Origin of the sequence: Brevundimonas fluminis (assembly GCF_003934285.1) — a bacterium.
Classification (GTDB): domain Bacteria; phylum Pseudomonadota; class Alphaproteobacteria; order Caulobacterales; family Caulobacteraceae; genus Brevundimonas; species Brevundimonas fluminis.
In genome coordinates this window covers 317,153-340,827 of sequence record NZ_RQWJ01000004.1, presented here as the reverse complement: position 1 = coordinate 340,827, position 23,675 = coordinate 317,153, and the positions used below count along the sequence as shown (strand labels likewise).

Below are 23,675 nucleotides of genomic sequence, written 5' to 3'. Positions count from 1 at the left end.
GGTCAAGTCAGCCGCCGCTCCAGCACCGTGAAGGCCAGATCGTCGCGCCTGGGCAGGCCGAACCGGGGATCGGTCGCGGGGAACGGCCGCGTCTCGCCGGTCGGGGCGTAGTCCAGCCGCCCGTACCAGGCGATGAGCTCGGTCCGCTGGACTATGACGGTCATCTCCATCCGGTCGGCGCCGAACCGCTCGACGGCGACGCGCTCGGCTTCGCGCACCAGCCGGCGGCCCAATCCCGAGCCCTGCAGCTCCGGCTCGACGGACAGCATGCCCAGATAGGCCAGGCCGCCCCCCTTGTCCGTCACCTGCACGCAGCCGACCGGCGCGCCGTCGCGCTCGGCCATCACCACGACCTGCGCCGGATCGGCGACGATGGCCACGACGCTCTCCACGTCGATGCGATCGCCGTCCAGCAGATCGGCCTCGTGGGTCCACCCCTTTCGCGCCGCGTCGCCGCGATAGGCGCGGTGCACCAGCGGCTGCAGTCGCGCGGCGTCCTCGGGCGTCGCCAGCCTCAGCGTCGTCTCAGGCATCCAGCAGGTCCGCGACGGCCTCGCCGATGGCGAGGGAGCTGGTCAGGCCCGGACTTTCTATCCCGAACAGGGCGACCAGCCCCTCGATCCCGTGGTCTTCGGTCCCGCGCAGCTGAAAGTCGGGCTGAGGCTCCCCGGGCCCATGCAGCTTGGGCCGGATGCCGGCGTAGTCGGGCGTCAGCCGGTCGGCGTCCACGCCGGGCCAGAAGCGCCCGATGTAGCGCACGAATTCGTCGCGCCTGGCCGGATCGACCGAGTAGTCCTCGGTCTCCACGAAGGCGAGGTCGGGCCCGAACACCCCCTGCCCGCCCAGATCCTTGCGATAGTGCGTGCCCAGAGCGCCCGGGATCGGCGGCGGATAGACCAGACGGTTGAAGGGCGCCGGTCCGGTCAGCCGAAAGTAGACGCCCTTGCCGAAATGGCCTTCGGGAATGCGGTCCGCCGGGAAGCCTTCGATGCGCGCGGCGACGTCCTGCGCTTGCAGCCCGGGCGCCGTGACCAGCAGCCGGCAGGTCAGGGTCGCGCCGCCCTCCCCGCCCGCCGTGACCGAAAATCCGCCGCCCGGAAGGGCTTCGGCGCGCTCGAACGGCGTCGAGACCACGACCGTCCCGCCCGCGTCCTCGATCTCGCCCTGCAGCGCCAGCATGTAGCCGTGGCTGTCGAAAACGCCGCTCTCGGGCGACAGGATGGCGGCGTGCACCTTCAGCTCGGGCTCGAGCGCGAGCGCCTGCGCGCCGTTCAGCCGCTCGATCTTCTCGACGTCGTTGGTCGTGGCCTGCCGGAAGATCGCCTCGAGCCGTTCCGCCTCGCTCTCTTCGGTGGCGACGACCAGCTTGCCGCACTTCCAGTGATCGACCTTGTGACTTTCCAGGAAGGCGTACAGGGCCCGTCGCCCCGTCACGCACAGCCGGGCCTTCAGCGATCCGGTCGGGTAATAGAGGCCGCCGTGGATGACCTCGCTGTTGCGGCTGGAGACGCCCTCGCCGATGTGCCCGTTCCGCTCGAGCACCAGCACGGTCAGGCCCCGCTTCGACAGCGCGCGCCCGCAGGCCAGGCCGACGGCGCCGGCCCCGACGACGACGGCGTCGAAGTCGAAGCTCATGCCGGCCGCCCGTAACGTCGCGACGCCTCGGCCTCGAAACAGCCGATCAGACGGCCGACGGCGCGGTCGAAGTTGGCGTGCAGCATGGCGTCGAGGATGCGGCTCCTGAAGGCGAAGTCGATCATGAAGTCGATGCGCGTGCCCTGCTGGACCGGGACGAATTCCCAGCGGTTCCTCAGGTGTCTGAAGGGGCCGCTCAGCAGCCCCACCTCGACGACGTGACGGTTCCGGTCGTGCCGCACCCAGGTGGCGAACCGCTCCTTCAGGAAGCTGAAGCCGACCTGGGCCTCGGCGTCAATCAGGTCGACGCCCGGCGCCTCCTCGCGCGAGTTCCACGTCCGCATCGCCGTGACCCAGGGCACGAAGTCCGGATAGGCGCGGACGTCGGCCACCAGCGCCGCCAGCTGGTCCGGGGCGTAGGGGAGGATGCGGCTGACCCGATGGACGGCCAAGCGGCGATCAGCGCCCGGTCTTCGACAGCCGCGCCGCCTTCAGCCGCGCGAAGTCCTCCCCGGCGTGGTGCGAGCTGCGGGTCAGCGGCGACGAGGACACCATCAGGAAGCCCTTGGCCCGGGCGATCGCCTCGTAGGCCTTGAACTCCTCCGGCGTGACGAACCGCTCGATGGCGGCGTGCTTGCGGGTCGGCTGAAGGTACTGGCCGATGGTGATGAAATCGACGCCGGCTGAGCGCATGTCGTCCATGACCTGCATGACCTCCTCCCGGGTTTCGCCGAGACCGACCATGATGCCGGACTTGGTAAACTGGTGAGGGTCGCGCTCCTTGACCATCTGCAGCAGGCGCAGCGAGTGGAAGTAGCGGGCGCCGGGCCGGATCTTCAGATACAGCCGCGGCACGGTTTCCAGATTGTGGTTGAAGACGTCGGGACGGGCGTCGATCATCACCTCGGCCGCCCCCTCCTTGCGCAGGAAGTCGGGCGTCAGGATCTCGATCGTCGTGCCCGGCGCCTGCAGGCGGATCTGCCGGACGACCTCGGCGAAATGGGCGGCGCCGCCGTCATGCACGTCGTCGCGGTCCACGCTGGTGACGACCACGTGGTTCAGGCCCATCTGCTGAACGGCCAGCCCGACCTTGGCGGGCTCTTCCGGGTCCAGCGGCTGCGGCAGGCCGGTCTTCACGTTGCAGAAGGCGCAGGCCCGCGTGCAGGTGTCGCCCATGATCATCAGCGTGGCGTGCTTCTGGCTCCAGCACTCGCCGATGTTGGGGCAGGCCGCCTCCTCGCAGACGGTGTGAAGGCCCTTCTCCTTCACGATCGCGCGCGTGGCGTTGTACTGGCCCGACCCCGGCGCCCTGACGCGCAGCCAGTCCGGTTTGCGCAGCACCGCGGTGTCGGGCCGGTTGGCCTTTTCCGGGTGACGCAGTTCGGCCGGCGACTTCGTCAGGCTGTCGATCAGGGTGACCATTTCCCGGCTATGTCGTCCCTGCGGCGGATCAAGGCAAGCCCGGCCGGAACCTCACGCCCCGTTACGCATCTTTTCAAGGTCCGCGCCCGCCCCTAGTTTGCGCCGCGTAAACCAGACCGGCGACCGGCCGGCGGGGAGGATTTCGACTTGCGCATGCCGCTGAACGCCAAGGGTCAGGAGACCGTCTTCGACGCCCTGATCGCCGCGCGCGACACCTTTGGCGACAAGGAGATTCTGGAGGACCAGGACCGCAAGCCGCTGACCTACACCGGTCTGATCCGGGCCGCCTTCGTGCTGGGTCGGAAGATCGCGGCCATGACCGAGCCGGGCGAGCGGGTCGGGGTGCTGCTGCCGTCGTCGGCCGGCGTGGTGGTGACCTACTATGGCCTGCACGCCCATGGCCGGGTGCCGGTGATGATCAACTTCACCTCGGGCGAGCGGAACATAAAGGCCGCCATCCAGGCCGCCGGCGTGAAGCGGGTCCTGTCCGCAAGGCGTTTCGTCGATCAGGCGAAGCTTGACGAGCTTTTGGCCGAGATCGCCACGGTGGCCGAGATCGTCTGGCTGGACGACGTGCGCAAGACGATCGGCCTGCCCGACAAGCTGTACGGTCTCATGGCGGGACTGATGCCGAAGCGGTTCCGCGTGAAGACGGAGCCGTCCTCGCCGGGCGTGATCCTGTTCACCTCCGGCAGTTTCGGCGCGCCGAAGGGCGTCTTCCTCAGCCAGTGGAATCTGGTGTCGAACTGCCGGCAGGTGGCGCAGCACATCGACCTGAACCCCGACTGGGTGGTCTTCAATCCCCTGCCGACCTTCCACTGCTTCGGCCTGACCGGCGGGGTTCTGCTGCCGATGCTGACGGGCATGAAGGCCTTCCAGTACCCGTCGCCGCTGCACGCCAAGCAGATCGTCGAACTGCTGCCCGAGGTGAAGGCGTCCATCCTGTTCGCCACCGACACCTTCCTGAACCAGTGGGCGCGCGTCGCGGCGCCGGACGACTTCGCGACCCTCGAGTTCGTGGTCGCCGGCGCGGAGAAGGTGAAGGACGAGACCTATCACCTCTACAACACCAAGTTCCGCGGACTGAAGCTGCTGGAGGGCTACGGGGCCACCGAGGCCGCGCCGGTCGTGGCGGTCAATCACCCCGACCGCAACCGGCCGGGCACCGTCGGTCAGATGCTGCCGGGCATGGAGTGGCGGCTGGACCCGGTGGACGGCATCGACGAAGGCGGGCGCCTGTTCCTGCGCGGCCCCAACGTCATGAAAGGCTACCTCTCGCCGGATGATCCGGAGAAGGTCGACCCCCTGCCCGGCGGCTGGCACGACACGGGCGACATCGTCGACATCGACAAGGACGGCTACGTCTGCATCCTCGGCCGGGCCAAGCGCTTCGCCAAGATCGGCGGCGAGATGGTCAGCCTGACCGCCGTCGAGGGCCTGGCCGGCGCGGTCTGGCCGGAAAACCGGCACGCCGTCGTCGCCGTGGCCGACGCCCGCAAGGGCGAGAAGCTGGTCCTGGTCACGGACCGCCAGGACGCCGACGTGGCCCGTCTGGCCGAGTGGGCCCGCGATCACGGGGCTCCCGAACTGGCGGTTCCCAAGAAGATCGTCCGGGTGGGAGAGGTGCCGGTGCTGGGAACCGGCAAGACCGATTACGTCCTGATCCAGCAGATGGTCGAAACCGACCGGGCCGCCGCTTGAATTGAAACCTTGACCGTTCCAGTCTCCGACTCTCATCGAGAGGGAGGTTTGAATGTTCGACCGGTTCTCCGCCTGGCAGCCGCAGCTGCTCAGCGTCCTGCGCATCATGTCGGGCGCGCTGTTCCTGCAGCACGGAACGGCCAAGGTGCTGGGCTTTCCCGTCGTCGAGGGCGTCCCGCCCCCCGGTCTGAGCCTGGCCGGGCTGTCCGGACCGCTGGAGCTGATCCTCGGCGTGCTTCTGGTCCTCGGCCTGTTCACCCGTCCGGCGGCGTTCCTCGCGGCCGGCTTCTGCGCCGTCGCCTACTGGATGGTTCATGGGGTCAACGGCTTCTTCCCCATCCTGAACGGCGGCGAGCTGGCGGCGCTGTACTGCTTCGTCTTCCTGTACATCTGCGCCGCGGGTCCGGGACCCTGGAGCCTCGACGCGGCCATGCGTAAGCGCGCCTGACGCCGGCCCGACGGGCGGCGCGGGCCTTGCCTGGGCCGCCCGTCGCCGCCATCGTGGCCGCGGATTTCCGACGGGAGCGAATCAGTTGCAGGACCTGGCCGTTCCGGCCCTGACCACTCTCGGCCTTCTGGCCGTCGGGGGCTATCTGCTGGGCTCGATTCCTTTCGGCGTCCTGCTCACCCGCGCCGCGGGCGCCGGGGACGTGCGCAAGATCGGCTCGGGCAACATCGGCGCGACGAACGTCCTGCGCACCGGCCGCAAGGACCTGGCCTTCGCCACCCTGATCCTCGACGCCGGCAAGGGCGCCGTGGCCCTGCTGGTCGCCCGCGCCCTGATTTCGGGCGACGCGGGCCAGGTCGCCGGGGCGATCGCCGGGGGCGCCGCCTTCCTGGGGCACCTCTTCCCGGTCTGGCTGGGCTTCAAGGGGGGCAAGGGCGTCGCCACCTTCTTCGGTCTGCTGATCGCCGCCTGGTGGCCTTTGGGCCTGATCGCCGGCGTGATCTGGATCCTCGTCGCCTTGCTCTTCCGCATCTCGTCCCTGTCCGCCCTTGTCGCCTCGGCCGCTGCGCCCCTGCTGTCCCTGGCCCCGCTGCCCGCGCTGAATCTGCCCGCTCCGGCCCCGATCACGATGCTGGCGGCCTTCACCGCGACGCTGATCTGGATCCGCCACTCGGCCAACATCGGGCGGCTGCTGAGGGGCCGGGAGCCGCGCATCGGGGCCAAGGCCGCGTGAGCCTGTCGGCCGGCGAACGCTTCGCCCGCCTGCGCCTCGCCCGCACGGACCGCGTCGGTCCCGTCGCCTTTCGCGAACTGATTCGCCGGTTCCGCTCGGCGGAGGCCGCCGTCGAGGCGTGGCCGCGCCTGACCGCCCGGGCCGGCACGGCCTCGCCCCTGTGCGATCCGGCGCGAGTCCGGGCGGAGATCGACGCCGGCGAGGCGGCGGGAGCGCGACTGATCGTTCTCGGAGAAGAGGGTTTTCCGACGGCGCTGGCCGCCGTCGACCCGCCGCCTCCCGTGCTCTGGACCCTGGGCGATCCGTCCCTGCTGGCGCGGCCTTGCATCGCGATCGTCGGGGCTCGCGTCGCCTCGGCGGGCGGCATCCGAATCGCCCGCGGACTGGCGGCGCAGCTGGGCGAGGCGGGCTGGACCGTGGTGTCCGGCCTGGCGCGCGGCATCGACGGCGCGGCGCATGAAGGGGCGCTGGCGACCGGCACTGCGGCCGTCCTGGGCGGCGGCGTCGACGACGTGTATCCGCCCGAGCACGCCGACCTGCATCGACGGCTGGGCGAGCGGGGCTGCGTCGTGTCCGAACGCCCGCCCGGCGCCCGGGCCCAGGCCCAGGACTTTCCCCGCCGCAACCGCATCATCTCCGGCCTGTGCCGCGGCGTCGTGGTGGTCGAGGCCGAACTGCGCTCCGGTTCGCTGATCACGGCCCGCCTCGCGGCCGAACAGGGGCGCGAGGTCTTCGCCGTGCCGGGCTCCCCGTTGGATCCCCGCTCCCGCGGAACGAACGACCTGATCCGCAACGGGGCCGCCCTGTGCGAGGGGCTGGACGACGTGGAGCGGGCCTTTTCCACCCTGCGGACCCTGTTCGAGCCGCCGGCCGACGTCCCGGACTACCAGGAGCCGGATGACGCCCTGATCGAACGGGTCGCCGCCCTGCTCTCGCCGACGCCGGCGCCGCGCGACGAACTGGCCCGGGCCGTGGGGGCGCCGGCCGGGGCGGTGGCCGCGGCTCTGCTGGAACTCAGCCTCGTCGGCCGTGCGACGCTTCTTCCCGGCGGACTGGTCAGCGCCTGAGCGAGGCGCGGCGAAAGCGCCGATTTGACATGCCGCGCGAGGCGAACCACGTTCCCGCCCCCTCCCGAGACCCGGACCGCATGAATCTCGTCATCGTCGAGAGCCCCGCAAAGGCCAAGACCATCAACGGCTACCTGGGCTCGGACTACACCGTCCTGGCCTCCTACGGCCATGTCCGCGACCTGCCTTCGAAGGACGGCTCGGTGAAGCCCGACGAAGACTTCGCCATGAGCTGGGAGGTGGACGCCAAGGCGTCCAGGCGCCTGGCCGAAATCGCCGAGGCCGCCAAGCGCGCCGACCGCGTCGTGCTGGCCACCGACCCCGACCGCGAGGGCGAGGCGATCAGCTGGCACGTGCTGGACGTCCTGACGAAGAAGAAGGCGCTGAAGGACAAGACCGTCCAGCGCGTCACCTTCAACGCCATCACGAGATCCGCCGTGCAGGCCGCCATGGCCGCGCCGCGCGAGCTCGACATGCAGCTGGTCGAGGCCTACCTGGCCCGCCGCGCGCTGGATTATCTGGTCGGATTCACCCTGTCGCCGGTCCTTTGGCGCAAGTTGCCGGGCGCGCGCTCGGCCGGCCGCGTGCAGTCCGTCGCCCTGCGCATCGTCGTCGACCGCGAGATGGAGATCGAGCGGTTCAAGCCGCAGGAATACTGGTCGATCGAGGCGGACGTCACCGCCGACAGCCCGCCGTTCGTCGCCCGACTGGTCAAGCACGCCGGCAAGCGCGTCCAGCGTCTGGACGTGAAGGACGAGGCCGCGGCCTCCGCCGCCCGCGCCGCCATCCAGTCCGGCGCCTTCACGATCCGGTCGATCGAGAAGAAGCCGGTCAGGCGCAACCCAGCGCCGCCCTTCACCACCTCGACCCTGCAGCAGGAGGCGGCGCGCAAGCTCGGCTTCACCGCCCAGCGCGCCATGCAGGCGGCGCAGAAGCTCTATGAGGGCGTCGACGGCACGGGCGGCCTGATCACCTACATGCGGACCGACGGCGTCCAGGTCAGCCCGGAGGGCATCGCCCAGGCGCGCGAAGTGATCAAGGACCGCTTCGGCCCCGCCTACGTCCCGGCCGAGGCCCGGCATTACAAGACCAAGGCCAAGAACGCCCAGGAGGCCCACGAGGCCATCCGCCCGACCAACATCGCGCGCCACCCCGACAGCCTTCGACTCGAGGGTGACCTTCAGCGGCTTTACGAGCTGATCTGGAAGCGCATGGTCGCCAGCCAGATGGAGGCCGCCCGCCTGGACCGCACGGTGGTGGAGGTCGAGAGCGCAGACGGCCAGACGGGCCTGCGCGCCACCGGCCAGGTCGTGGCGTTCGACGGCTTCATGGCGGTCTATGAAGAGGGCCGGGACGAGAAGCCGAAGGACGGCGACGACGACGAGGACGACGACGGCGCCCGCCTTCCCGCGCTGAAGGAAGGCGCGATCGCGGCCGTGCGGGACGTGCGCGCCGACCAGCACTTCACCGAACCGCCGCCGCGCTATTCCGAAGCCACTCTGGTCAAGAAACTTGAAGAGCTGGGCATCGGCCGCCCCTCCACCTACGCCTCGATCCTGACCACCCTGCGCGACCGCGAATACGTGCGCATGGACAAGAATCGCTTCTATCCGGAGGACAAGGGCCGCCTGGTCACGGCCTTCCTGGAGCAGTTCTTCGCCAGGTGGGTGGAGTACGACTTCACCGCCGCGCTGGAGACGCGTCTGGACGAGGTCTCGGCCGGCGATCTGGACTGGAAGGCGCTGCTGCGCGAGTTCTGGACGGACTTCCACGCCGCCACCCAGGCGGCGGGCGAGCTGCGCACCACGGCGATTCTGGACGCCTTGAACGAGTCGCTGGGGCCGCACATCTTCCCGCAGAAGGAAGACGGGTCCGACCCGCGCGAATGCCCCCTGTGCCATCAGGGCCAGCTCAGCCTGAAGACCAGCCGCTTCGGCGCCTTCATCGGCTGCTCGCGCTATCCCGAGTGCAAGTTCACCCGTCCCGTGGCGTCTCCCGACGCGGTCGAGGGCTCCGCCGACGGCGGCGACCGCGAACTGGGCGTCGATCCGGTCACCGGCCAGCCCGTGCATCTCAAGATCGGCCGCTTCGGCCCCTACGTCGAAACCGCGGGCGACGGCGACAAGCCGAAACGTTCGTCCCTGCCCAAGGGCTGGTCGCCGGCCGGCCTGGATCTGGAGCGGGCGCTGCGCCTGCTGTCGCTGCCGCGGGAGGTGGGGATGCACCCGGAGGACGGGAAGCCGATCTCCGCGGGGCTCGGCCGCTACGGACCCTTCATCCTGCACGCGGGGACCTATGCGAACGTCTCTGACATCGAAGAGGTTTTCGACATCGGTCTGAACCGCGCGGTGACGCTGTTGGCCGAAAAGCGGGCGGGCGGCGCGCGCGGGCGCGGGGCGGCCACCACGCCGCTGAAGGACCTGGGCGTCCACCCGGAAACGGGCGACCCCGTCCACGTCATGGCCGGCCGCTTCGGTCCCTATGTGAAGTCGGGCAAGGTCAACGCCACCCTGCCCAAGGGCACGGCGCCGGAGGAGATGACGCTGGAGGCGGCCCTGCCCCTGCTGGCCGCGCGTGCGGCGGCCGCGCCCAAGGGCAAGGCCAAGGCGGCGCCGAAGAAGGCGGCCGCCAGGAAGGCTCCGGCGAAAAAGGCCGCGAAAAAGCCGGCGGTGAAAGCCAAGGCCGCGGATTGACGGCCTAGAGCGCGGCGGCGCGCTCGATCCGTTCCGTCAGGTCGCCGTCCCAGACCTCGACGTGGGTCGCCTGGGGGCGCTCTACGAGCAGGCCCTGCGCCAGCGCCATCGCGCCTGCGCGATCCTCGGCGTCCAGGGGCATCATCAGCGGCATCTCTTCGCCGATGTGCACGTAACAGAACCACTGCGTGGCCATGAGGCCCTCCCGGAGCCCGCGCCCGTCGGAGCTGAATGCGGTCGCCCAAGGGTTGACCCCGCCGACTGCAGGACGGACTCTTAGCACACGAACTTGCCCCAGGCCAACGTACGCTGCCGGACGAAACGAACACATTTTCTCGAAGGACTGATTTCATGGAAGTTCTTTACCGCGCTCACGCCACGGCCAGCGGCGGCGGCCGCGACGAGGGCCGCTCCACGACCGACGACGGCAAGATCGACGTGCGTCTGTCGGTGCCGCCCGAAATGGGCGGCAAGGGCGGCGACGGCACCAATCCGGAACAGCTCTTCGCCACGGGCTACGCCGCCTGCTACCTCGGGGCCCTGCGGCTGGTCGCGGGCAAGGCCGGAAAGCCGGTGGCGCCGGAGACGAAAGTCAACGCCACCGTCGGCTTCGGCCCCAATCCGAACGGCGAGGGCTTCAACCTCGACATCGATCTGACGGTCGTCGACCACGGCCTCGACCCTGTGGCCATCCACGACCTCATCACCCGGGCGCACCAGGTCTGCCCCTACTCGAACGCCACGCGCGGCAACGTCGACGTGCGGCTGGGGGCGGCCTGAGCGACGCCCCGCAGGTCCTGATCGCCGGGGCCGGGCCCACGGGTCTGGCAGCGGCGCTGTTTCTGGTCCGCGCGGGAATCCGCGTCCGCATCGTCGACGGGGCGCCCGCCCCGACCCGCACCTCGAAGGCGCTGGGGGTCAATCCGCGCACCCTGTCGCTGCTCGAGGAGACCGGCGTCACGGCGCGGATCGTCGCGGAAGGGCAGTCCATCAGACGACTGAGGGTGAACCGCCGCGGCCGTCCGCTGGCGACCCTCGCGCCCGACTGGGCCCGCCTCGGCGCCGACCGCCCGATGACCATCCTGCCGCAGGCCCGCACCGAGGCGCTGCTGGCCGAGGCTCTGGCGACGCTGGGCGTGGCCGTCGAACGCGGCCTGGGCGTCGCCACGATCGAACAGGATGCGGTCGGGGTCGCGGCGACGCTGACCGACGGCGGCACGGCGCGAACGCCCGTCCTGTTCGCCGCCGACGGGGCCCACTCCACGGTGCGCAAGGCGCTGGGACTCGACTTCCCCGGCGACGCCTGGCCCGAACCGTGGCGGCTGATGGACGTCGATCTGGAGGGCCCGCCGACCGACGAGGGCTGGGTCGACCTGCGCCCCGACGGTCCGCTGATCTGCCTGCCCTTCTCCGGCCGCACGTTCCGGCTGATCACCTTCGGCGCCGATCCCCTGTCGGCGCTGTCCGCGGACTGGCGGGTCGGTGAGGTCCGGTGGAGTTCGGAATTCCGCGTTTCGCACCGTGTCGCGGAGCGCCTGAACGTCGGCCGCATCTGTCTGGGGGGCGACGCGGCGCACATCCACTCGCCGATGGGCGCGCGGGGGATGAACCTCGGCATCGAGGACGCCTTCGTCTTCGCCGCCTGCGCCGCCGACTTTCTGAAGGGCGAACCGGCGCGCCTCGACGACTACGGGCGTCTGCGCCATGCGGTCGACGCCAAGGTCGTGAACGGAGTGCGGTCGGTCACCTCCATGATCCGCGCGTCCTCGCCTGCGGCCGACCTGGCGCGGCGCCTGCTGCTGCCGGTCGCCGCCCGCCTGCCCTTCGTGATCGACCGCGCCCTGCGCGTCGGCATGGGCCTCGACCACCCGGTGAGGGTGCGCTAAGCGCGCGACATGACTTCTCCCCTCGACGCCACGCCCGATCCCCTGCTGACGCTGGAACCGCACCGCAAGGTGACGGTCAGGGAGGCGTTCGGCGTCGACAGCGACATGACCGTGCCGTGCTTCGACGTGAAGGACAGCCACGTCCCGGACATCGACGACGCCTATCGCTTCGACCCGCAGACCACGCTCAGCATCTGCGCCGGCTTCGCCTTCGACCGCCGCGTCATGGTCCAGGGCTATCACGGCACCGGCAAGTCGACCCACATCGAGCAGGTGGCGGCGCGGCTGAACTGGCCGACCATCCGCATCAACCTGGACAGCCACGTCAGCCGGATCGACCTGATCGGCAAGGACGCCATCGTCCTGAAGGACGGCAAACAGGTCACCGAGTTCCGCGAGGGCCTGCTGCCCTGGTCGCTGCAGCGCCCCGTCGCCCTGGTGTTCGACGAGTACGACGCCGGCCGTCCGGACGTGATGTTCGTCATCCAGCGCGTGCTGGAGGCGTCGGGCCGACTGACCCTGCTGGACCAGAACCGGGTGATCCGGCCGAATCCCTGGTTCCGTCTGTTCGCCACGTCCAACACCGTGGGCCTCGGCGACACCACGGGCCTGTATCACGGGGCCCAGCAGATCAATCAGGCCCAGCTGGACCGCTGGTCCATCGTCACCACGCTGAACTACCTCGACCACGACGTGGAGGCCGAGATCGTGGCCGCCAAGGTCCCGGCCTGGCAGGACGCCGAGGGCCGTCGCCGAATCGCCGCCATGGTCCGCGTCGCCGACATGACCCGCAACGCCTTCATGAACGGCGACATCTCCACCGTCATGTCGCCGCGCACGGTCATCACCTGGGCCCAGAACGCCGAGATTTTCGGCGGCGACCTTGGCCTCAGCTTCCGCCTGACCTTCCTGAACAAGTGCGACGAACTGGAACGCCCGACCATCGCGGAGTTCTACCAGCGCGCCTTCGGGGAAGATCTGCCGGAGGCGGCGACGCGGGTGAAGGTGGGTTAGGCCAGCCCGCCCCCCAGCCTCAGCCCCTCCGCCGTCGGCGGCGCGCCGTCCGGCGACAGGTCCAGCTGCATCAGCGTGACGTCCAGCCAGCGGTCGTGCTTCCAGCCGACCTGGCGGTAGACGCCGGCGGTGTCGAACCCCAGCGACCGGTGCAGGGCGATGGAGGCGTCGCTGGTGGCCGACTGGCTGATGGCGGCGATGACGTGGCGCAGCCCCCTGTCGCGCGCCGCGTCGATCAGGGCGGTCATCAGGGCGCGGGCCACGCCCCGGCCCCGCGCCGCCTCCTCGACATAGACAGAGACCTCCACGCCGTAGCGATAGGCCGCGCGCGGGCGGAACGGCGACAGATAGGCGTAGCCGGCGAAGGCGCCGTCGATCTCGGCCACCAGCCACGGCAGGTCCTTGTCGCGCACGGCCAGAAAGCGCGCCGTCATCTCGGCCGGCGTCGGCGGCTCCAGTTCGAAGCTGGCCGTGCCGCCGGCGACTTCGCGCCCGTACAGCCGGGCCACCGCGCCCATATCGGCGGGCGCGGCGGGCCTGACCGTGGGGCTCACGCCGCCTCCCACCCCTTCTCCACCGACCAGATGGCGAAGGCGTAGACCAGGGCGACTTCCTTCAGATAGTCGAACCGGCCCGAAGAACCCGCGTGGCCGGCTTCCATGTTGATCTTCAGCAGCACGGGCTTGCCGGACGTCGTGGCCGGGCGCAGACGGGCCACCCACTTCTGGGGCTCCCAGTAGGTCACGCGCGGGTCGGACAGGCCGCCGGTGGCCAGCACGGCCGGATATGCCTGGGCCTTCACCTGGTCGTACGGGCTGTAGCTGAACATGTAGTCGTAGGCCTCGGGGTCCTCGATCGGATTGCCCCATTCGGGCCATTCCGGCGGAGTCAGCGGAAGCGACGTGTCGGACATGGTGTTGATCACGTCGACGAAGGGCACGTCGCCGATAACGCCGGCCCACAGATCGGGCCGCATGTTGTTGACCGCCCCCATGAGCATGCCGCCGGCAGAGCCGCCGTGCGCCACGATGTTTCCCGCCTTGCCGTGGCCGGTCGAGATCAGATGCTCGGCGGCCGCGATGAAGTCGGTGAAGGTGTTCTTCTTGGTCATCCGGCGCGCCGCCAGGAACCAGCCCCAGCCCTTGTCCGATCCGCCGCGGATGTGGGCGATGGCGTAGATCCAGCCGCGGTCGACCAGGCTCAGCCGGTTGGTGGAGAAGCTGGCCGCCATGGGGATGCCGTAGCTGCCGTAGCCGTACAGCAGCAGCGGCGCCGTGCCGTTCACCCGCGTGTCCTTGCGGCGCAGGATGGTGACCGGCACCAGCTCGCCGTCGGGCGCCGGGGCGTTGACCCGCTCGACGACGTAGTTCGCCGGATCGTGGCCCGACGGGATTTCCTGCACCTTGCGCAGGGTCCGCTCGCGGGTCTTCAGATCGTAGTCGTAGGTCGAGGTCGGCGTGGAGGGCGAGTTGTAGCCGTAGCGCATGACCGTGGTCTCGAACTCCGACGCGCCGCCCAGGTTCAGGGCATAGGCGGGTTCGTCCACGGCGATCTCGTGCTCGGCCCCGGCGCGATCGCGGATGACGATGCGCGTGTTGGCGTCGGCTCGCTCCTGACGGGCGATGAAGTCCTTCACCAGCGCGACGCCCTCGACGTAGCGGCCCGGCGCATGCGGGATCAGGTCCTTCCAGTTGGCCTTGCCCGGCGCGTCGGTCGGCGCCTCGCAGACCTTGAAGTCCTGCGCGCCGTCGGCGTTGGTGTGGATGATCCAGCGGTCGCCCCAGTGGTCGGCGTCGTACTTGCGTGCCTCGACGCGCGGCTCGATCACCCGCGGCGCGGCCGTCGGGTCGTCGCCGGGGATGAAGCGGCTTTCGGAGGTCTCCTGGTTCTGGATGCCGACGATCAGGAAGCGGTCGTCGGACGTGCGCCCGACGCCGATGAACATGCCCTCGTCCTCTTCCTCATAGACCAACGTCGTCTCCCCGCCGCGTGCCGGGCGACGGAAGATCTTGTCCGGGCGGCCGTTGTCATTGCGGTTGGTCCAGAAGATCCACCGGCTGTCGGGGGAGAAGGTGAAGCCGCCGGTCGCCGATTCGATGGGCGCTCCGACCAGCTCACCGGTCGCCAGATCCTTGACGTAGATGCGGTAGACCTCGGATCCCTGCGCGTCCTCGGAATAGGCGAACAGGGCGTGGTCCGGGCTGTGCGACGCCTGCCCCACGTCCGAATAGGCCTTGCCCTCGGCCAGCACGTTGGCGTCCAGCAGCAGCTGCGGCGTGGGTGCCTGGACGAAATTCCTCGTCACGATCTGCCCGTCCTGCGTCCACGTGCCCTGGCGCTCGACGCGCATGTAGCGGGGATGCTGCTCGCCGGTGCGGAATTCGGTGAAGTACTCCCACGGGCCGTCGGCGTTCGGCACGGACGAATCGTCCTGCTTGATCCGCCCCTTCATCTCCTCGAACATCTGGGTCTGCAGGGGCACGGTCGAGGCCATCATGGCTTCGCGATAGGCGTTCTCGGCGACCAGATTCTCCTTCACGTCCGCCTTGATGAGGGTCGGATCGCGCAGCACCGCCTGCCAGTTGTCGTCCTTCATCCACTGGTACTCGTCCACCCGGGTCCGCCCCAGCTGCTCGATGGTGACGGGGATCTTCTTGGCGACGGGAGGAGTGGGCATCTGCGCTCCGGACGGGCGTGACAGGACGGGCCCCGCGACGGCGAGGCCGGCGGCGGCGGCGGTGGAAGCGATCAGGTCGCGGCGGTTCATGACGGAAGTCCCCCGAGGATGTGGCCTCTGGTTTCCGCCCGGCAAGCGACGCCGTCAAATGAAGAAAGGGAAAGCCGCGTCGCCGCTCAGGTCAGGGCGCAGTTGGCGATGTTCCGGGCCCGGGCCGGTCCGGGCAGATGGCCGACGGGCGAACCCGGCAGGCTGGCCAGTTCCCGTGCGAACTGGTCCAGTTGCCAGTAGGAATGCAGCAGGCCCTGTTGCCGCATCACCTTCACGCCCCAGCAGTCGGCGTTGGTTTCGGAATTGTACGGCCCCAGCGCGTGGTGCCCGCACTCATGGGCGAACCACCAGACCTGCACCGTGGGGCTGAACCGGGCGAAGACGTCGGGGTTCAGGACGACGATGGGCTGGCCCTGCTGCGTGCGTGCGGCTATCCCCACGTTGTTCAGGCCGTTGGTCACGTAGATGCGGACCGGCGTGCCGTAGTGGTCCACACAGGACAGCGGCACCCCCGCGACGTTGACCTGCCACATGCCTCCGTCCTGGGCGCGGGCGGATGCGACGGGCGCGGAGAGCGCCAGGGCCGCCGAGAGCGCGCCTACGCAGAGTCTCCGGAACGACATGGCAGGGCCTCCTCCGTTGCGCGCAGCAGGCCACGCGCGCCCGGCGCGCTCAACCCACGACTTCTGACGGAGGGGAAAGGCGGATGGCTGGGGAACTAGGACTCGAACCTAGAATGACGGTACCAAAAACCGGAGTGTTACCATTACACCATTCCCCAGCAGGTCCGGCGCAACCCGCCTCGCGGCGGGGAGGCGGTGAGATACGCCAAGCCTTTTTCGGATGCAACAGGGCGCCGGGCGCATCTTTTTCGGACCGCCGCGAACAAACTCCAAAACGGGCCGAAAGGTCGCTTGCGGGCCTTGGGGGGCGTCGCTATAAGCCCGCCTCCAAGTCGGAGTGTGGCTCAGTCTGGTAGAGCACTGCGTTCGGGACGCAGGGGTCGCAGGTTCGAATCCTGCCACTCCGACCATCTTTCCCGCCCCATCGCCCGGCGCGCGGCGCCGCGCTGTCTTGGGGGCGGATTTCCCGAGAATCATCTTCGGTCGCCCCGCCGTTCGCGCGGCCGCACCTTTGCGATCATCTCTTGCGATCAATTCGCAAAAGCCCTAGTCGATCGTCAGCAAAGGAGATGCCCATGACGCTGCGTCGGACCCTGATGGCCTGCATGGCCGCCCTCGCCCTGCCGCTGGCCGCCTGCGGCGACCAGTCGGACGCGGCGAAGAAGGACGGCGCCTCGGGCGAGCGCGTCCTGAACCTCTATACGGCGCGGCACTACGACGGGGATCTGCAGGTCTACGCCGCCTTCGAGAAGGCGACGGGCATCCGCGTCAACCGCATCGAGGGCAATCCGGACCAGCTGATCGCGCGCATGCAGGCGGAGGGAGCGGCGAGCCCCGCCGACGTCTTCATCACCGCCGACGCGGGTGCCCTGTGGCGCGCCCAAGACGCGGGTTTGCTGCAGCCGATCACGTCGGAGGTCCTGACCTCGGCCATCCCCGCCGCCCTGCGCGAGCCTGAAGGCCATTTCTTCGGCACCAGCCGACGCGCCCGCGTCGTCGCCTACGACTCCACCAAGGTGCGTCCGGAAGAGGTCGACACCTACGAGGAGCTGGCCTCGCCGCGCTTCCGCGGCAAGCTGTGCGTCCGGTCTTCGGACAGCGTCTACAACCTGTCTTTGGTCGGCGCCCTGCTGGAAGCGTGGGGACCGGAGAAGACGAAGGCCTGGGTCGAGGGCGTCGTCGCCAACATGGCGCGCCCGCCCGAGGGCGGCGACCGCGACCAGATCCGCGCCGTCGGCGCCGGCGTTTGCGAGGTCGCCATCACCAACAGCTACTACTTCATCCGCATGGACCGCTCGACCGATCCCGCCGACGTGGCCCTGACGGACAAGGTCAAGCTGGGCTTCCCGTCGCTGAACGGTCAGGGCGCCCACGTGAACGTGTCGGGCGGCGGCGTGGCCAGGAACGCGCCGCACCGCGCCGAGGCCATCGCCTTCCTGGAGTTTCTGGCCTCGCCCGAAGCCCAGGTCCTGAACTCCGAGCAGAACAACGAATTCCCCGCGGCCGTCGGCGTCCAGGCCCCGGCGGGCGTGCGCGAGTTCGAGAGCTTCACCGCCAATCCGATGAACGTCTCGGTCTATGGCCGCCGTCAGGCCGAGGCCCAGTCGATCATGTCCGCGGCCGGGTGGCGCTGAGCCCCACCGTTTCGGAACCCGGCACGGCCCTCGCTTCGCGGCGAGGGCCGTCGCCGTTGCGCCTGATCGGCGTGCTGGCGGCGCTGGTCGCCGTCCTGCCCCTGATCGGCGTCGTCGCCGCGGCCCTGTCCGGCGCGACCGCCGACATCGCGGCGACGGACCTGACGCGTTACGCCCTGACCTCGGTCGCCCTCGCCGGGATCGTCGCGGCGGTCACCGGGGTTCTGGGCTCGATCGCGGCCTGGCTCGTGGTCATGCATCGCTTTCCGGGCCGGGGGGCCTTCGAGTGGGCGTTGGCGCTGCCCTTCGCCATGCCGGCCTTCGCCGTCGCCTATGCCTATGCCGACCTGTTCGACGTGGCGGGCGAGCTCAACTCCTGGCTGAGGGCCGCCGCCGGTGTCGCCCTGCCGTTCCAGATGCGCAGTCTGTGGGGCGCGGGCTTCATCCTGGGCTTCGCCTTCTTCCCCTACGTCTATCTCGCCATGCGGGCCGCCTTCACGAACCTGCCGGTGCATGCGCTGGAGGCGGCGCGGAGCCTGGGCGCCTCGCCCCGTCGTGCCTTCCTGTCGGTCGCCCTGCCCATGGCGCGTCCGGCGTTGGCGGCCGGCGTGGCGCTGGCGGTGATGGAGACCCTCGCCGACTACGGCGCCGTCCAGTTCCTCAGCGTCCAGACCCTGACGACGGGCGTGGTGCGGGCGTGGTTCGTCTACGGCTCGCTGGCCTCGGCCGCCCAGTTCGCCCTGCCCCTCCTCGGCGCCGCGGCGTTGCTGCTGTGGATCGAGCGCGCCGGTCGACGCCGCCGCGCCTACGGCTCGCCCGGCGCGAAATGGCGGCCCCTGCCGGTCACCGCTCTGACGGGCTCGAAGGCATGGCTCGCCTTCGCCTATTGCCTGCTTCTGCTGACGCTGGGCCTGCTCCTGCCGGCTGGCTGGCTGGCCTGGTCTTCGATCGACGTTCAGCCGGACTGGCCGCGCCTGATCTCGGCGGCGCGCAACACCGTGACCCTCGGCGTCGGCGGCGCCGTCGTGACCGTGGCGCTGGCCACCGCCCTGGCCCTCGCGGCGCGCAGCCTTCCCCTGACCGCGCGGGTCGCCAGCATCGGCTACGCCACGCCCGGCGCGGTGATGGCCATCGGTCTGTTGCTGCCCGCCGCCTGGATCTGGAGCGTCGTGCCCGGCGGCTCGGCCAATGTGGTGGCCGGACTGGCCCTGCTGCTCTACGCCTATGCCGCGCGCCTGATGGCCGCGGCCCTGGAGCCGGTCGACGCCGGCCTGTCGCGCGTCACCCCGTCGATGATCCACGCCGCGCGAGGGCTCGGCGCGAGCGAAGGCGCGGCCGCCTGGCGCGTTCAACTCCCCATCGCGGCCCCGGCCCTGTTCACCGCCGCCATCGTGGTGCTGGTCGACGTGCTGAAGGAACTGCCGGCGACGCTGATCCTGCGCCCGTTCAACTTCGACACCCTGGCCGTCATCGCCGACAACTATGCGCGGGACGAGCGGCTGGCGAATGCGGGCTGGCCGTCGCTGATCCTTGTGGCGCTGGCCCTGCCGCCCGTCATATGGCTGAGCCGCAAGGCCGCACACGCCCGACCGGGAAGCGAATGACCGAGACCTCCACCATCACCGTGCGCGGCGTGGCGCGCCGCTACGGCGCCACGGCGGCGGTGCAGGACGCCGGGCTCGACCTGCGCGCGGGACGCATAACATGCCTGCTGGGACCTTCGGGCTCGGGCAAGAGCACCCTGCTGCGCCTTATCGCCGGACTGGAGCCGGTCGACGCCGGTGAAATCCGTGCCGGCGACCAGGTGCTTTCGGCCCCCGGCCGCACCGTGCCGCCAGAAGCCCGCGACGTGGGACTCGTGTTTCAGGACTATGCCCTGTTCCCGCACCTGTCCGTGGGGGACAACGTCGGCTTCGGCCTTCGAGGTCTTCCTGCCGCGGAACGCAAGGCGCGGGTGCTGAAGGCGCTGACCGACGTCAGGCTGAACGATCGGGCGAAGTCCTGGCCTCATTCCCTGTCGGGCGGCGAACAGCAGCGGGTGGCCCTCGCCCGCACGCTGGTCCGGGAGCCCCACACCGTGCTGCTGGACGAGCCCTTCTCGGGCCTCGACGCCCATCTCAAGTCGGAGGTCCGCGAGGGCCTGCTGGAAACGCTGAAAGCCGCCGGGGCCGCCGTTCTGCTGGTCACCCACGACGCGGGCGAGGCCCTGATGATGGCCGACGATCTGGTGCTGATGGACGGCGGCCGGGTGATCCAGTCGGGCGATCCGCAGGAGTGCTGGGCCCGCCCGGCCTCGACGGCGGCGGCGCGTCTGCTGGGCGAGGTCAACCGTCTGCCCGCCCACGTCGCGGGCGGCGTGGCGCGGACGCCGCTGGGACAGGTGCCGGCGCCCGGCCTGCCCGACGGACCCGCCGCCCTGCTGATCCGGCCGCAGTATCTGAGACCTGGCGGCGAAGGGCTGGAGACCACGATCGAGACGACCCGGTTCGGTGGGCATTTCAGCGAGGTCGGCGCCCGCCTCGGCGACGACCGCGTCCATCTGCACGTCCCCGGGGCGAGCGCGCGCCCCGGCGACGTCGTGAGGATACGTGCCGACCTGTCGAAGGCGACCGTGGTTCCGGATTGACGTTGACCGCCCGTCGCCGGCGACCCCAGATGGGGCGATGGCGACGTCGCTCTACGACCTCAGCGTTCCGACCTTCCTGCAGACGCTCCGGGCCCTTCGCAACGTGCTGGCGCGGGCCGCGCGCCGTTGTGCGGAAACGGAGGCGGACGCCGACGACTTCGTCGTGGCGCGGCTGATCGACGACATGGCGCCCCTGCACTTCCAGATCGAGGCCCTCAGGCACCACGCCGTCTGGGGGATGGAGGCCGCGCGGACCGGCGTCTTCGACCCGCCGCCCCTGCGCGGCCCGATGCCGTTCGCCGATCTTCAGGCCCTCGTCGACACGGCGATCACGGAGCTGGAGGCCCTCGCCCCCGCGGAGGTGAACGGCTGGGCGGGCCGGAGCTTCGAAATCGACATCCACCGTCCGACCGACCCCGGGAACGCTCACCGCTCGGCCTGGGCTCCGCGAACCTTTCTTCTGACGCCTGAGACCTATCTGCTCAGCTACGCCCTGCCGAACTTCTACTTCCACGTGGTGACCGCCTACGCGATCCTGCGGACGCGCGGCGTGCCGATCGGCAAGGGGGACTACGAAGGCGAGCTGCGGGTCGGGGCGACCTAGTCCTTCGCGCGGTCCGCCACGGCCTTCAGGTGCGCCCCCACGGTCTCGATCCGCCGCCGGCCCAGCGCGGCGCGGCGCGCCAGCAGATCGGGCGAGCCGGCGTCATGATCCCGCATCAGACGACGCACGAAGTCGCCCGACTGAACCTCCTGCAAAACATCATCCATCGCCGCCCGAGACGGCTCGCCGACGACGCGGGGTCCGGTCAGGTAGGCTCCGTACTCGGCCGTGTTGCTGATCTTCCCGAACGCCCCGGCGACGCCGAGGTCGAACATCAGGTCGGTGACCAGCTTGACCTCATAGAAGCACTCGAACCACGCCACCTCGGGCGGATAGCCGGCGTCGACCAGCTTGTTGAACGCCGCGTCGATCAGCTCGGCCACACCGCCGCACAGCACCACCTGCTCGCCGAACAGGTCGCTCTCGCACTCGTCACGGAAGGTCGTCTGCAGAATGCCCTTGCGGCCGCAGCCCAGCGCCGCCGCATAGGACAGGCCCAGGGCGTGCGCGCCGCCCGTTGCGTCCTGATGGACGCCGAACAGGCAGAAGACCCCCTCGCCCGCCTCGTAGAGATCCCGGATGCGCGGCCCGATGCCCTTGGGCGAGGCGAGGACGACGTCCAGATCCGGCCGAGGCTCGACCAGGCCGAACCGCACCGACAGACCGTGCGCGAACACCAGCGCGGCGCCCGGCTTCATGGCCGGGGCCAACTCGTTCCGCCACAGGTCGCGATGCGCCTCGTCCGACACCATCACGGCGACGACGTCGGCGCCGGCCGTCGCCGCTCCGGCCGTCATGACCGTGAATCCGTCCGCCTCGGCCTTCGCCCGCGTCGCAGACCCGGCCTTAAGCCCCACGACGACGTCCGCCACGCCGGAGTCGCGCAGGTTCAGCGCATGGGTCCGCCCCTGACTGCCGTAGCCGACCACGGCGACGCGCTTGCCCCGGATGATCGAGAGATCGCAGTCGCGGTCATGGAAGACGGGTAGGGGCGTGCTTAGGTTCTCGGACATGACCCAAGACATATCGCCTTCCGACGTCGTCGCCTTCTGGAAAGAGGCCGGGCCGCAGAAATGGTTCGCCAAGGACGACGCCTTCGACGCCCTGTTCCGCCGCCGCTTCCACGACGCCCACGTCGCCGCCGCCCGGCGCGAGCTGGACGGGTGGGCCGAGACCGCCGAGGGGTCGCTGGCCCTGCTGATCCTGCTGGACCAGTTCCCGAGGAACGCGTTCCGCGACACCGGCCACGCCTTCGCCACCGATCCGCTGGCCCGCATGTTCGCGCGACGGGCCTTGGACGCCGGCCACGATCTGGAGATCGAAGGCGACGTCCGGCGCTTCTTCTATCTGCCGCTGCAGCACTCCGAGGACATGGCCGATCAGGACCGTCAGGTGGAGCTGTTCCAGACCCGCATGGACCGGAAGCCCGACGACCGCTGGGCCGAGCATCACCACGGCGTCGTCGCCCGCTTCGGCCGCTTTCCCCACCGCAACGCCGCGCTCGGCCGCGAGACGACGGCGGAAGAGGCGGCGTTTCTGGAGGCGGATGGGTTCACAGGCTGATCCACAACCTGGACCGGCCGCCGGTCGATTCGGCTCGCCGCGAATCGGGTTTGGGGGTCAGTCTGGGAGGATGAACGCCCTCGCCCACCGCGCCCTTCTGGAAGCCGAGACGCAGGCCGCGCCGGCAGACCATCCCGAGTGGCAGTACCTCAACCTGCTGCGCGACATCCTGGAGAACGGGGCCGAGCGCGGGGACCGGACGGGCACCGGCACGCTGGGCGTCTTCGGCCGTCAGATGCGGTTCGACCTGTCGAAGGGCTTTCCGCTGCTGACCACCAAGAAGCTGCACCTGCGCAGCATCATCGTGGAGCTGCTGTGGTTCCTGCGCGGCGAGACCAACATCGCCTGGCTGAAGCAGAACGACGTGCGCATCTGGGACGAGTGGGCCGACGCCGAGGGCGAGCTGGGCCCCGTCTACGGCAAGCAGTGGCGCTCGTGGTCGGCGCCCGACGGGCGCGTGATCGACCAGATCGAGAAGGTGGTCGAAAGCCTGACGCGCAATCCCAACAGCCGGCGTCACATCGTGACGGCGTGGAACCCGGCCGACGTCGACGACATGGCCCTGCCGCCCTGCCATTGTCTGTTCCAGTTCTTCGTGGCGGACGGCAAGCTGAGCTGCCAGCTGTACCAGCGCTCGGCCGACGTCTTCCTGGGCGTGCCGTTCAACATCGCCAGCTACGCCCTGCTGACCCACATGATGGCGCAGGTCGTGGGGCTGGAGCCCGGCGAGTTCGTCCACACGTTCGGCGACGCCCACCTGTATCTGAACCATGTCGAGCAGGCGCGCGAGCAGCTGTCGCGCACGCCGCGCCCCCTGCCCCGCCTGACGTTGACACCCCGGGACGACCTGTTCGCCTTCACCCGCGAGGACGTGACGCTTGAAGGTTATGAAGCTTGGCCGCACATTAAGGCGCAAGTTTCAGTCTAGGGTTGATGAAATATGGCTAAGCCCCCCTCCAAGCCGCCGAGTTCTGGCTCTTCGAGATCTGGGTCGGCTGGCTCGCGCACCGTCACGGGCTCGGTTCGCACAAACAGTGGTTCTCCGAAGGGAGCTACTCGCAGCGTGTCGACAACAAATCACAATGTTAAGCCGCCGACGAAGAAGTAGCTTGATCATCACCGTCGTCGAAAATGGCGGGCCACCCCTTTGGGTTACGCTCTTGGCGCCGATCGCAGCGCTGCTTTCGTTTTGTGTAGCCGCATACGCTCTTTTGAGGAACTCTCGGGTTGCCGAATTTCAACATTGCGCCAAGTTATCTGAAGAGATCGACGCCAAATTTGAAGAACTATCACGCATA

The 23,675-nt window shown here is 69.8% G+C and carries 23 protein-coding genes and 2 tRNA genes; 15 read left to right on the top strand and 10 right to left on the bottom strand.

All coding sequences use genetic code 11. The features are described 5' to 3' along the window. Nucleotides 1–2: 2 nt before the first annotated feature. The 4 genes from EFJ44_RS10610 to lipA are packed head-to-tail and all read right to left on the bottom strand — an operon-like array spanning nt 3 to nt 3,057. The gene (locus tag EFJ44_RS10610) at nt 3–533 is read right to left on the bottom strand and encodes a GNAT family N-acetyltransferase (protein WP_125257183.1); all 531 of its coding nucleotides are present in this window, start codon (nt 531–533) and stop codon (nt 3–5) included. After that, nucleotides 526–1,635, bottom strand: a complete 1,110-nt coding sequence (locus tag EFJ44_RS10605; protein ID WP_125257182.1) for an NAD(P)/FAD-dependent oxidoreductase — start codon at nt 1,633–1,635, stop codon at nt 526–528. The genes EFJ44_RS10610 and EFJ44_RS10605 overlap by 8 nt, the downstream gene beginning before the upstream one ends. Beyond that, a complete protein-coding gene (locus tag EFJ44_RS10600) occupies nt 1,632–2,087 on the bottom strand; it encodes a type II toxin-antitoxin system RatA family toxin (protein WP_125257181.1) in 456 nt (151 codons plus the stop codon). The genes EFJ44_RS10605 and EFJ44_RS10600 overlap by 4 nt, the downstream gene beginning before the upstream one ends. Nucleotides 2,088–2,094: 7 nt before the next feature. After that, nucleotides 2,095–3,057: a lipoyl synthase gene (lipA, locus tag EFJ44_RS10595; RefSeq protein ID WP_125257180.1), complete on the bottom strand. Its 963-nt coding sequence runs from the start codon at nt 3,055–3,057 to the stop codon at nt 2,095–2,097. A gap of 153 nt (nt 3,058–3,210) precedes the next feature. Here lipA and EFJ44_RS10590 point away from each other — a divergent pair, with 153 nt between their 5' ends. From EFJ44_RS10590 to topA, 5 genes are all read left to right on the top strand, one after another. Continuing rightward, entirely contained in the window at nt 3,211–4,758 is a 1,548-nt protein-coding gene (locus EFJ44_RS10590; protein ID WP_125257467.1) for an AMP-binding protein, read from the top strand. A gap of 52 nt (nt 4,759–4,810) precedes the next feature. Further along, nucleotides 4,811–5,206 (top strand): DoxX family protein, encoded by a 396-nt coding sequence (locus EFJ44_RS10585; protein ID WP_125257179.1) that lies wholly within the window; start codon nt 4,811–4,813, stop codon nt 5,204–5,206. An 85-nt stretch (nt 5,207–5,291) separates the two neighbouring features. Further along, the gene (gene plsY / locus EFJ44_RS10580; RefSeq protein WP_125257178.1) at nt 5,292–5,939 is read left to right on the top strand and encodes a glycerol-3-phosphate 1-O-acyltransferase PlsY; all 648 of its coding nucleotides are present in this window, start codon (nt 5,292–5,294) and stop codon (nt 5,937–5,939) included. Next, nucleotides 5,936–7,006 carry a DNA-processing protein DprA gene (dprA, locus tag EFJ44_RS10575; RefSeq protein WP_125257177.1) on the top strand — a complete coding sequence of 357 codons (1,071 nt, stop codon included), beginning with the start codon at nt 5,936–5,938 and terminating at the stop codon, nt 7,004–7,006. Before plsY ends, dprA begins: the two co-directional genes overlap by 4 nt. 80 nt (nt 7,007–7,086) lie before the next feature. Then, on the top strand, nt 7,087–9,699 hold the full coding sequence (topA, locus tag EFJ44_RS10570; RefSeq protein WP_125257176.1) for a type I DNA topoisomerase: 2,613 nt from the start codon (nt 7,087–7,089) through the stop codon (nt 9,697–9,699). 4 nt (nt 9,700–9,703) lie between these two features. On the opposite strand, the gene EFJ44_RS10565 is transcribed toward topA, so the two are convergent. Next, nucleotides 9,704–9,895 (bottom strand): hypothetical protein, encoded by a 192-nt coding sequence (locus EFJ44_RS10565; RefSeq protein WP_125257175.1) that lies wholly within the window; start codon nt 9,893–9,895, stop codon nt 9,704–9,706. Between the two features lie 155 nt (nt 9,896–10,050). On the opposite strand from EFJ44_RS10565, the gene EFJ44_RS10560 reads away from it, so the two are divergent. From EFJ44_RS10560 to cobS, 3 genes are read left to right on the top strand one after another with little or no spacing between them, the layout of a single operon-like run. Beyond that, the gene (locus EFJ44_RS10560) at nt 10,051–10,479 is read left to right on the top strand and encodes an organic hydroperoxide resistance protein (protein WP_125257174.1); all 429 of its coding nucleotides are present in this window, start codon (nt 10,051–10,053) and stop codon (nt 10,477–10,479) included. Beyond that, nucleotides 10,422–11,585, top strand: coding sequence for an FAD-dependent oxidoreductase (locus EFJ44_RS10555; protein WP_338142291.1), 1,164 nt, complete (start codon nt 10,422–10,424; stop codon nt 11,583–11,585). The genes EFJ44_RS10560 and EFJ44_RS10555 overlap by 58 nt, the downstream gene beginning before the upstream one ends. A 9-nt stretch (nt 11,586–11,594) precedes the next feature. Further along, nucleotides 11,595–12,599, top strand: a complete 1,005-nt coding sequence (gene cobS / locus EFJ44_RS10550) for a cobaltochelatase subunit CobS (protein WP_125257172.1) — start codon at nt 11,595–11,597, stop codon at nt 12,597–12,599. On the opposite strand, the gene EFJ44_RS10545 is transcribed toward cobS, so the two are convergent. The 4 genes from EFJ44_RS10545 to EFJ44_RS10530 form a co-directional block, all read right to left on the bottom strand. Further along, nucleotides 12,596–13,153: a GNAT family N-acetyltransferase gene (locus EFJ44_RS10545; RefSeq protein ID WP_125257171.1), complete on the bottom strand. Its 558-nt coding sequence runs from the start codon at nt 13,151–13,153 to the stop codon at nt 12,596–12,598. The two genes, cobS and EFJ44_RS10545, sit on opposite strands and share 4 nt — an antisense overlap. Further along, nucleotides 13,150–15,366: a S9 family peptidase gene (locus EFJ44_RS10540; protein ID WP_125257170.1), complete on the bottom strand. Its 2,217-nt coding sequence runs from the start codon at nt 15,364–15,366 to the stop codon at nt 13,150–13,152. The genes EFJ44_RS10545 and EFJ44_RS10540 overlap by 4 nt, the downstream gene beginning before the upstream one ends. Before the next feature lie 86 nt (nt 15,367–15,452). Beyond that, nucleotides 15,453–15,950, bottom strand: a complete 498-nt coding sequence (locus tag EFJ44_RS10535; protein ID WP_125257169.1) for a M48 family metalloprotease — start codon at nt 15,948–15,950, stop codon at nt 15,453–15,455. Nucleotides 15,951–16,034: 84 nt separating this feature from the next. Beyond that, nucleotides 16,035–16,108, bottom strand: a tRNA-Gln gene (locus EFJ44_RS10530). Between the two features lie 175 nt (nt 16,109–16,283). Between EFJ44_RS10530 and EFJ44_RS10525 the strand changes: the two genes are divergently transcribed. The 5 genes from EFJ44_RS10525 (at nt 16,284) to EFJ44_RS10505 (ending at nt 20,814) form a co-directional block, all read left to right on the top strand. Next, nucleotides 16,284–16,360 (top strand) — tRNA-Pro (locus EFJ44_RS10525). 165 nt (nt 16,361–16,525) lie between these two features. Then, nucleotides 16,526–17,584 carry an extracellular solute-binding protein gene (locus tag EFJ44_RS10520; RefSeq protein ID WP_241209760.1) on the top strand — a complete coding sequence of 353 codons (1,059 nt, stop codon included), beginning with the start codon at nt 16,526–16,528 and terminating at the stop codon, nt 17,582–17,584. Between the two features lie 56 nt (nt 17,585–17,640). Further along, nucleotides 17,641–19,188: an ABC transporter permease gene (locus EFJ44_RS10515; RefSeq protein WP_125257167.1), complete on the top strand. Its 1,548-nt coding sequence runs from the start codon at nt 17,641–17,643 to the stop codon at nt 19,186–19,188. After that, the gene (locus EFJ44_RS14080; protein WP_164511902.1) at nt 19,185–20,210 is read left to right on the top strand and encodes an ABC transporter ATP-binding protein; all 1,026 of its coding nucleotides are present in this window, start codon (nt 19,185–19,187) and stop codon (nt 20,208–20,210) included. The genes EFJ44_RS10515 and EFJ44_RS14080 overlap by 4 nt, the downstream gene beginning before the upstream one ends. Before the next feature lie 37 nt (nt 20,211–20,247). Continuing rightward, nucleotides 20,248–20,814 carry a DUF1993 domain-containing protein gene (locus EFJ44_RS10505; RefSeq protein WP_125257165.1) on the top strand — a complete coding sequence of 189 codons (567 nt, stop codon included), beginning with the start codon at nt 20,248–20,250 and terminating at the stop codon, nt 20,812–20,814. On the opposite strand, the gene ilvC is transcribed toward EFJ44_RS10505, so the two are convergent. Beyond that, a complete protein-coding gene (gene ilvC / locus EFJ44_RS10500; protein WP_125257164.1) occupies nt 20,811–21,827 on the bottom strand; it encodes a ketol-acid reductoisomerase in 1,017 nt (338 codons plus the stop codon). The two genes, EFJ44_RS10505 and ilvC, sit on opposite strands and share 4 nt — an antisense overlap. Here ilvC and EFJ44_RS10495 point away from each other — a divergent pair. Then, nucleotides 21,826–22,377 carry a DUF924 family protein gene (locus EFJ44_RS10495; protein WP_125257163.1) on the top strand — a complete coding sequence of 184 codons (552 nt, stop codon included), beginning with the start codon at nt 21,826–21,828 and terminating at the stop codon, nt 22,375–22,377. The two genes, ilvC and EFJ44_RS10495, sit on opposite strands and share 2 nt — an antisense overlap. 70 nt (nt 22,378–22,447) lie before the next feature. Beyond that, nucleotides 22,448–23,305: a thymidylate synthase gene (locus EFJ44_RS10490; protein WP_125257162.1), complete on the top strand. Its 858-nt coding sequence runs from the start codon at nt 22,448–22,450 to the stop codon at nt 23,303–23,305. The last annotated feature ends 370 nt before the right edge of the window (nt 23,306–23,675 follow it).

Excerpts from the sequence above, each read along its gene's own strand:
- EFJ44_RS10565 (WP_125257175.1), bottom strand. The coding sequence starts at position 9,895 with ATGGCCACGCAGTGGTTCTGTTACGTGCACATCGGCGAAGAGATGCCG.
- topA (WP_125257176.1), top strand. The coding sequence starts at position 7,087 with ATGAATCTCGTCATCGTCGAGAGCCCCGCAAAGGCCAAGACCATCAAC.
- cobS (WP_125257172.1), top strand. The coding sequence starts at position 11,595 with ATGACTTCTCCCCTCGACGCCACGCCCGATCCCCTGCTGACGCTGGAA.
- EFJ44_RS10590 (WP_125257467.1), top strand. The coding sequence starts at position 3,211 with ATGCCGCTGAACGCCAAGGGTCAGGAGACCGTCTTCGACGCCCTGATC.
- EFJ44_RS10490 (WP_125257162.1), top strand. The coding sequence starts at position 22,448 with ATGAACGCCCTCGCCCACCGCGCCCTTCTGGAAGCCGAGACGCAGGCC.
- EFJ44_RS10505 (WP_125257165.1), top strand. The coding sequence starts at position 20,248 with ATGGCGACGTCGCTCTACGACCTCAGCGTTCCGACCTTCCTGCAGACG.
- EFJ44_RS10520 (WP_241209760.1), top strand. The coding sequence starts at position 16,526 with ATGACGCTGCGTCGGACCCTGATGGCCTGCATGGCCGCCCTCGCCCTG.
- lipA (WP_125257180.1), bottom strand. The coding sequence starts at position 3,057 with ATGGTCACCCTGATCGACAGCCTGACGAAGTCGCCGGCCGAACTGCGT.
- EFJ44_RS10605 (WP_125257182.1), bottom strand. The coding sequence starts at position 1,635 with ATGAGCTTCGACTTCGACGCCGTCGTCGTCGGGGCCGGCGCCGTCGGC.
- EFJ44_RS10560 (WP_125257174.1), top strand. The coding sequence starts at position 10,051 with ATGGAAGTTCTTTACCGCGCTCACGCCACGGCCAGCGGCGGCGGCCGC.
- ilvC (WP_125257164.1), bottom strand. The coding sequence starts at position 21,827 with ATGTCCGAGAACCTAAGCACGCCCCTACCCGTCTTCCATGACCGCGAC.
- EFJ44_RS10610 (WP_125257183.1), bottom strand. The coding sequence starts at position 533 with ATGCCTGAGACGACGCTGAGGCTGGCGACGCCCGAGGACGCCGCGCGA.
- EFJ44_RS10495 (WP_125257163.1), top strand. The coding sequence starts at position 21,826 with ATGACCCAAGACATATCGCCTTCCGACGTCGTCGCCTTCTGGAAAGAG.
- EFJ44_RS10540 (WP_125257170.1), bottom strand. The coding sequence starts at position 15,366 with ATGAACCGCCGCGACCTGATCGCTTCCACCGCCGCCGCCGCCGGCCTC.
- EFJ44_RS10585 (WP_125257179.1), top strand. The coding sequence starts at position 4,811 with ATGTTCGACCGGTTCTCCGCCTGGCAGCCGCAGCTGCTCAGCGTCCTG.
- EFJ44_RS14080 (WP_164511902.1), top strand. The coding sequence starts at position 19,185 with ATGACCGAGACCTCCACCATCACCGTGCGCGGCGTGGCGCGCCGCTAC.
- EFJ44_RS10535 (WP_125257169.1), bottom strand. The coding sequence starts at position 15,950 with ATGTCGTTCCGGAGACTCTGCGTAGGCGCGCTCTCGGCGGCCCTGGCG.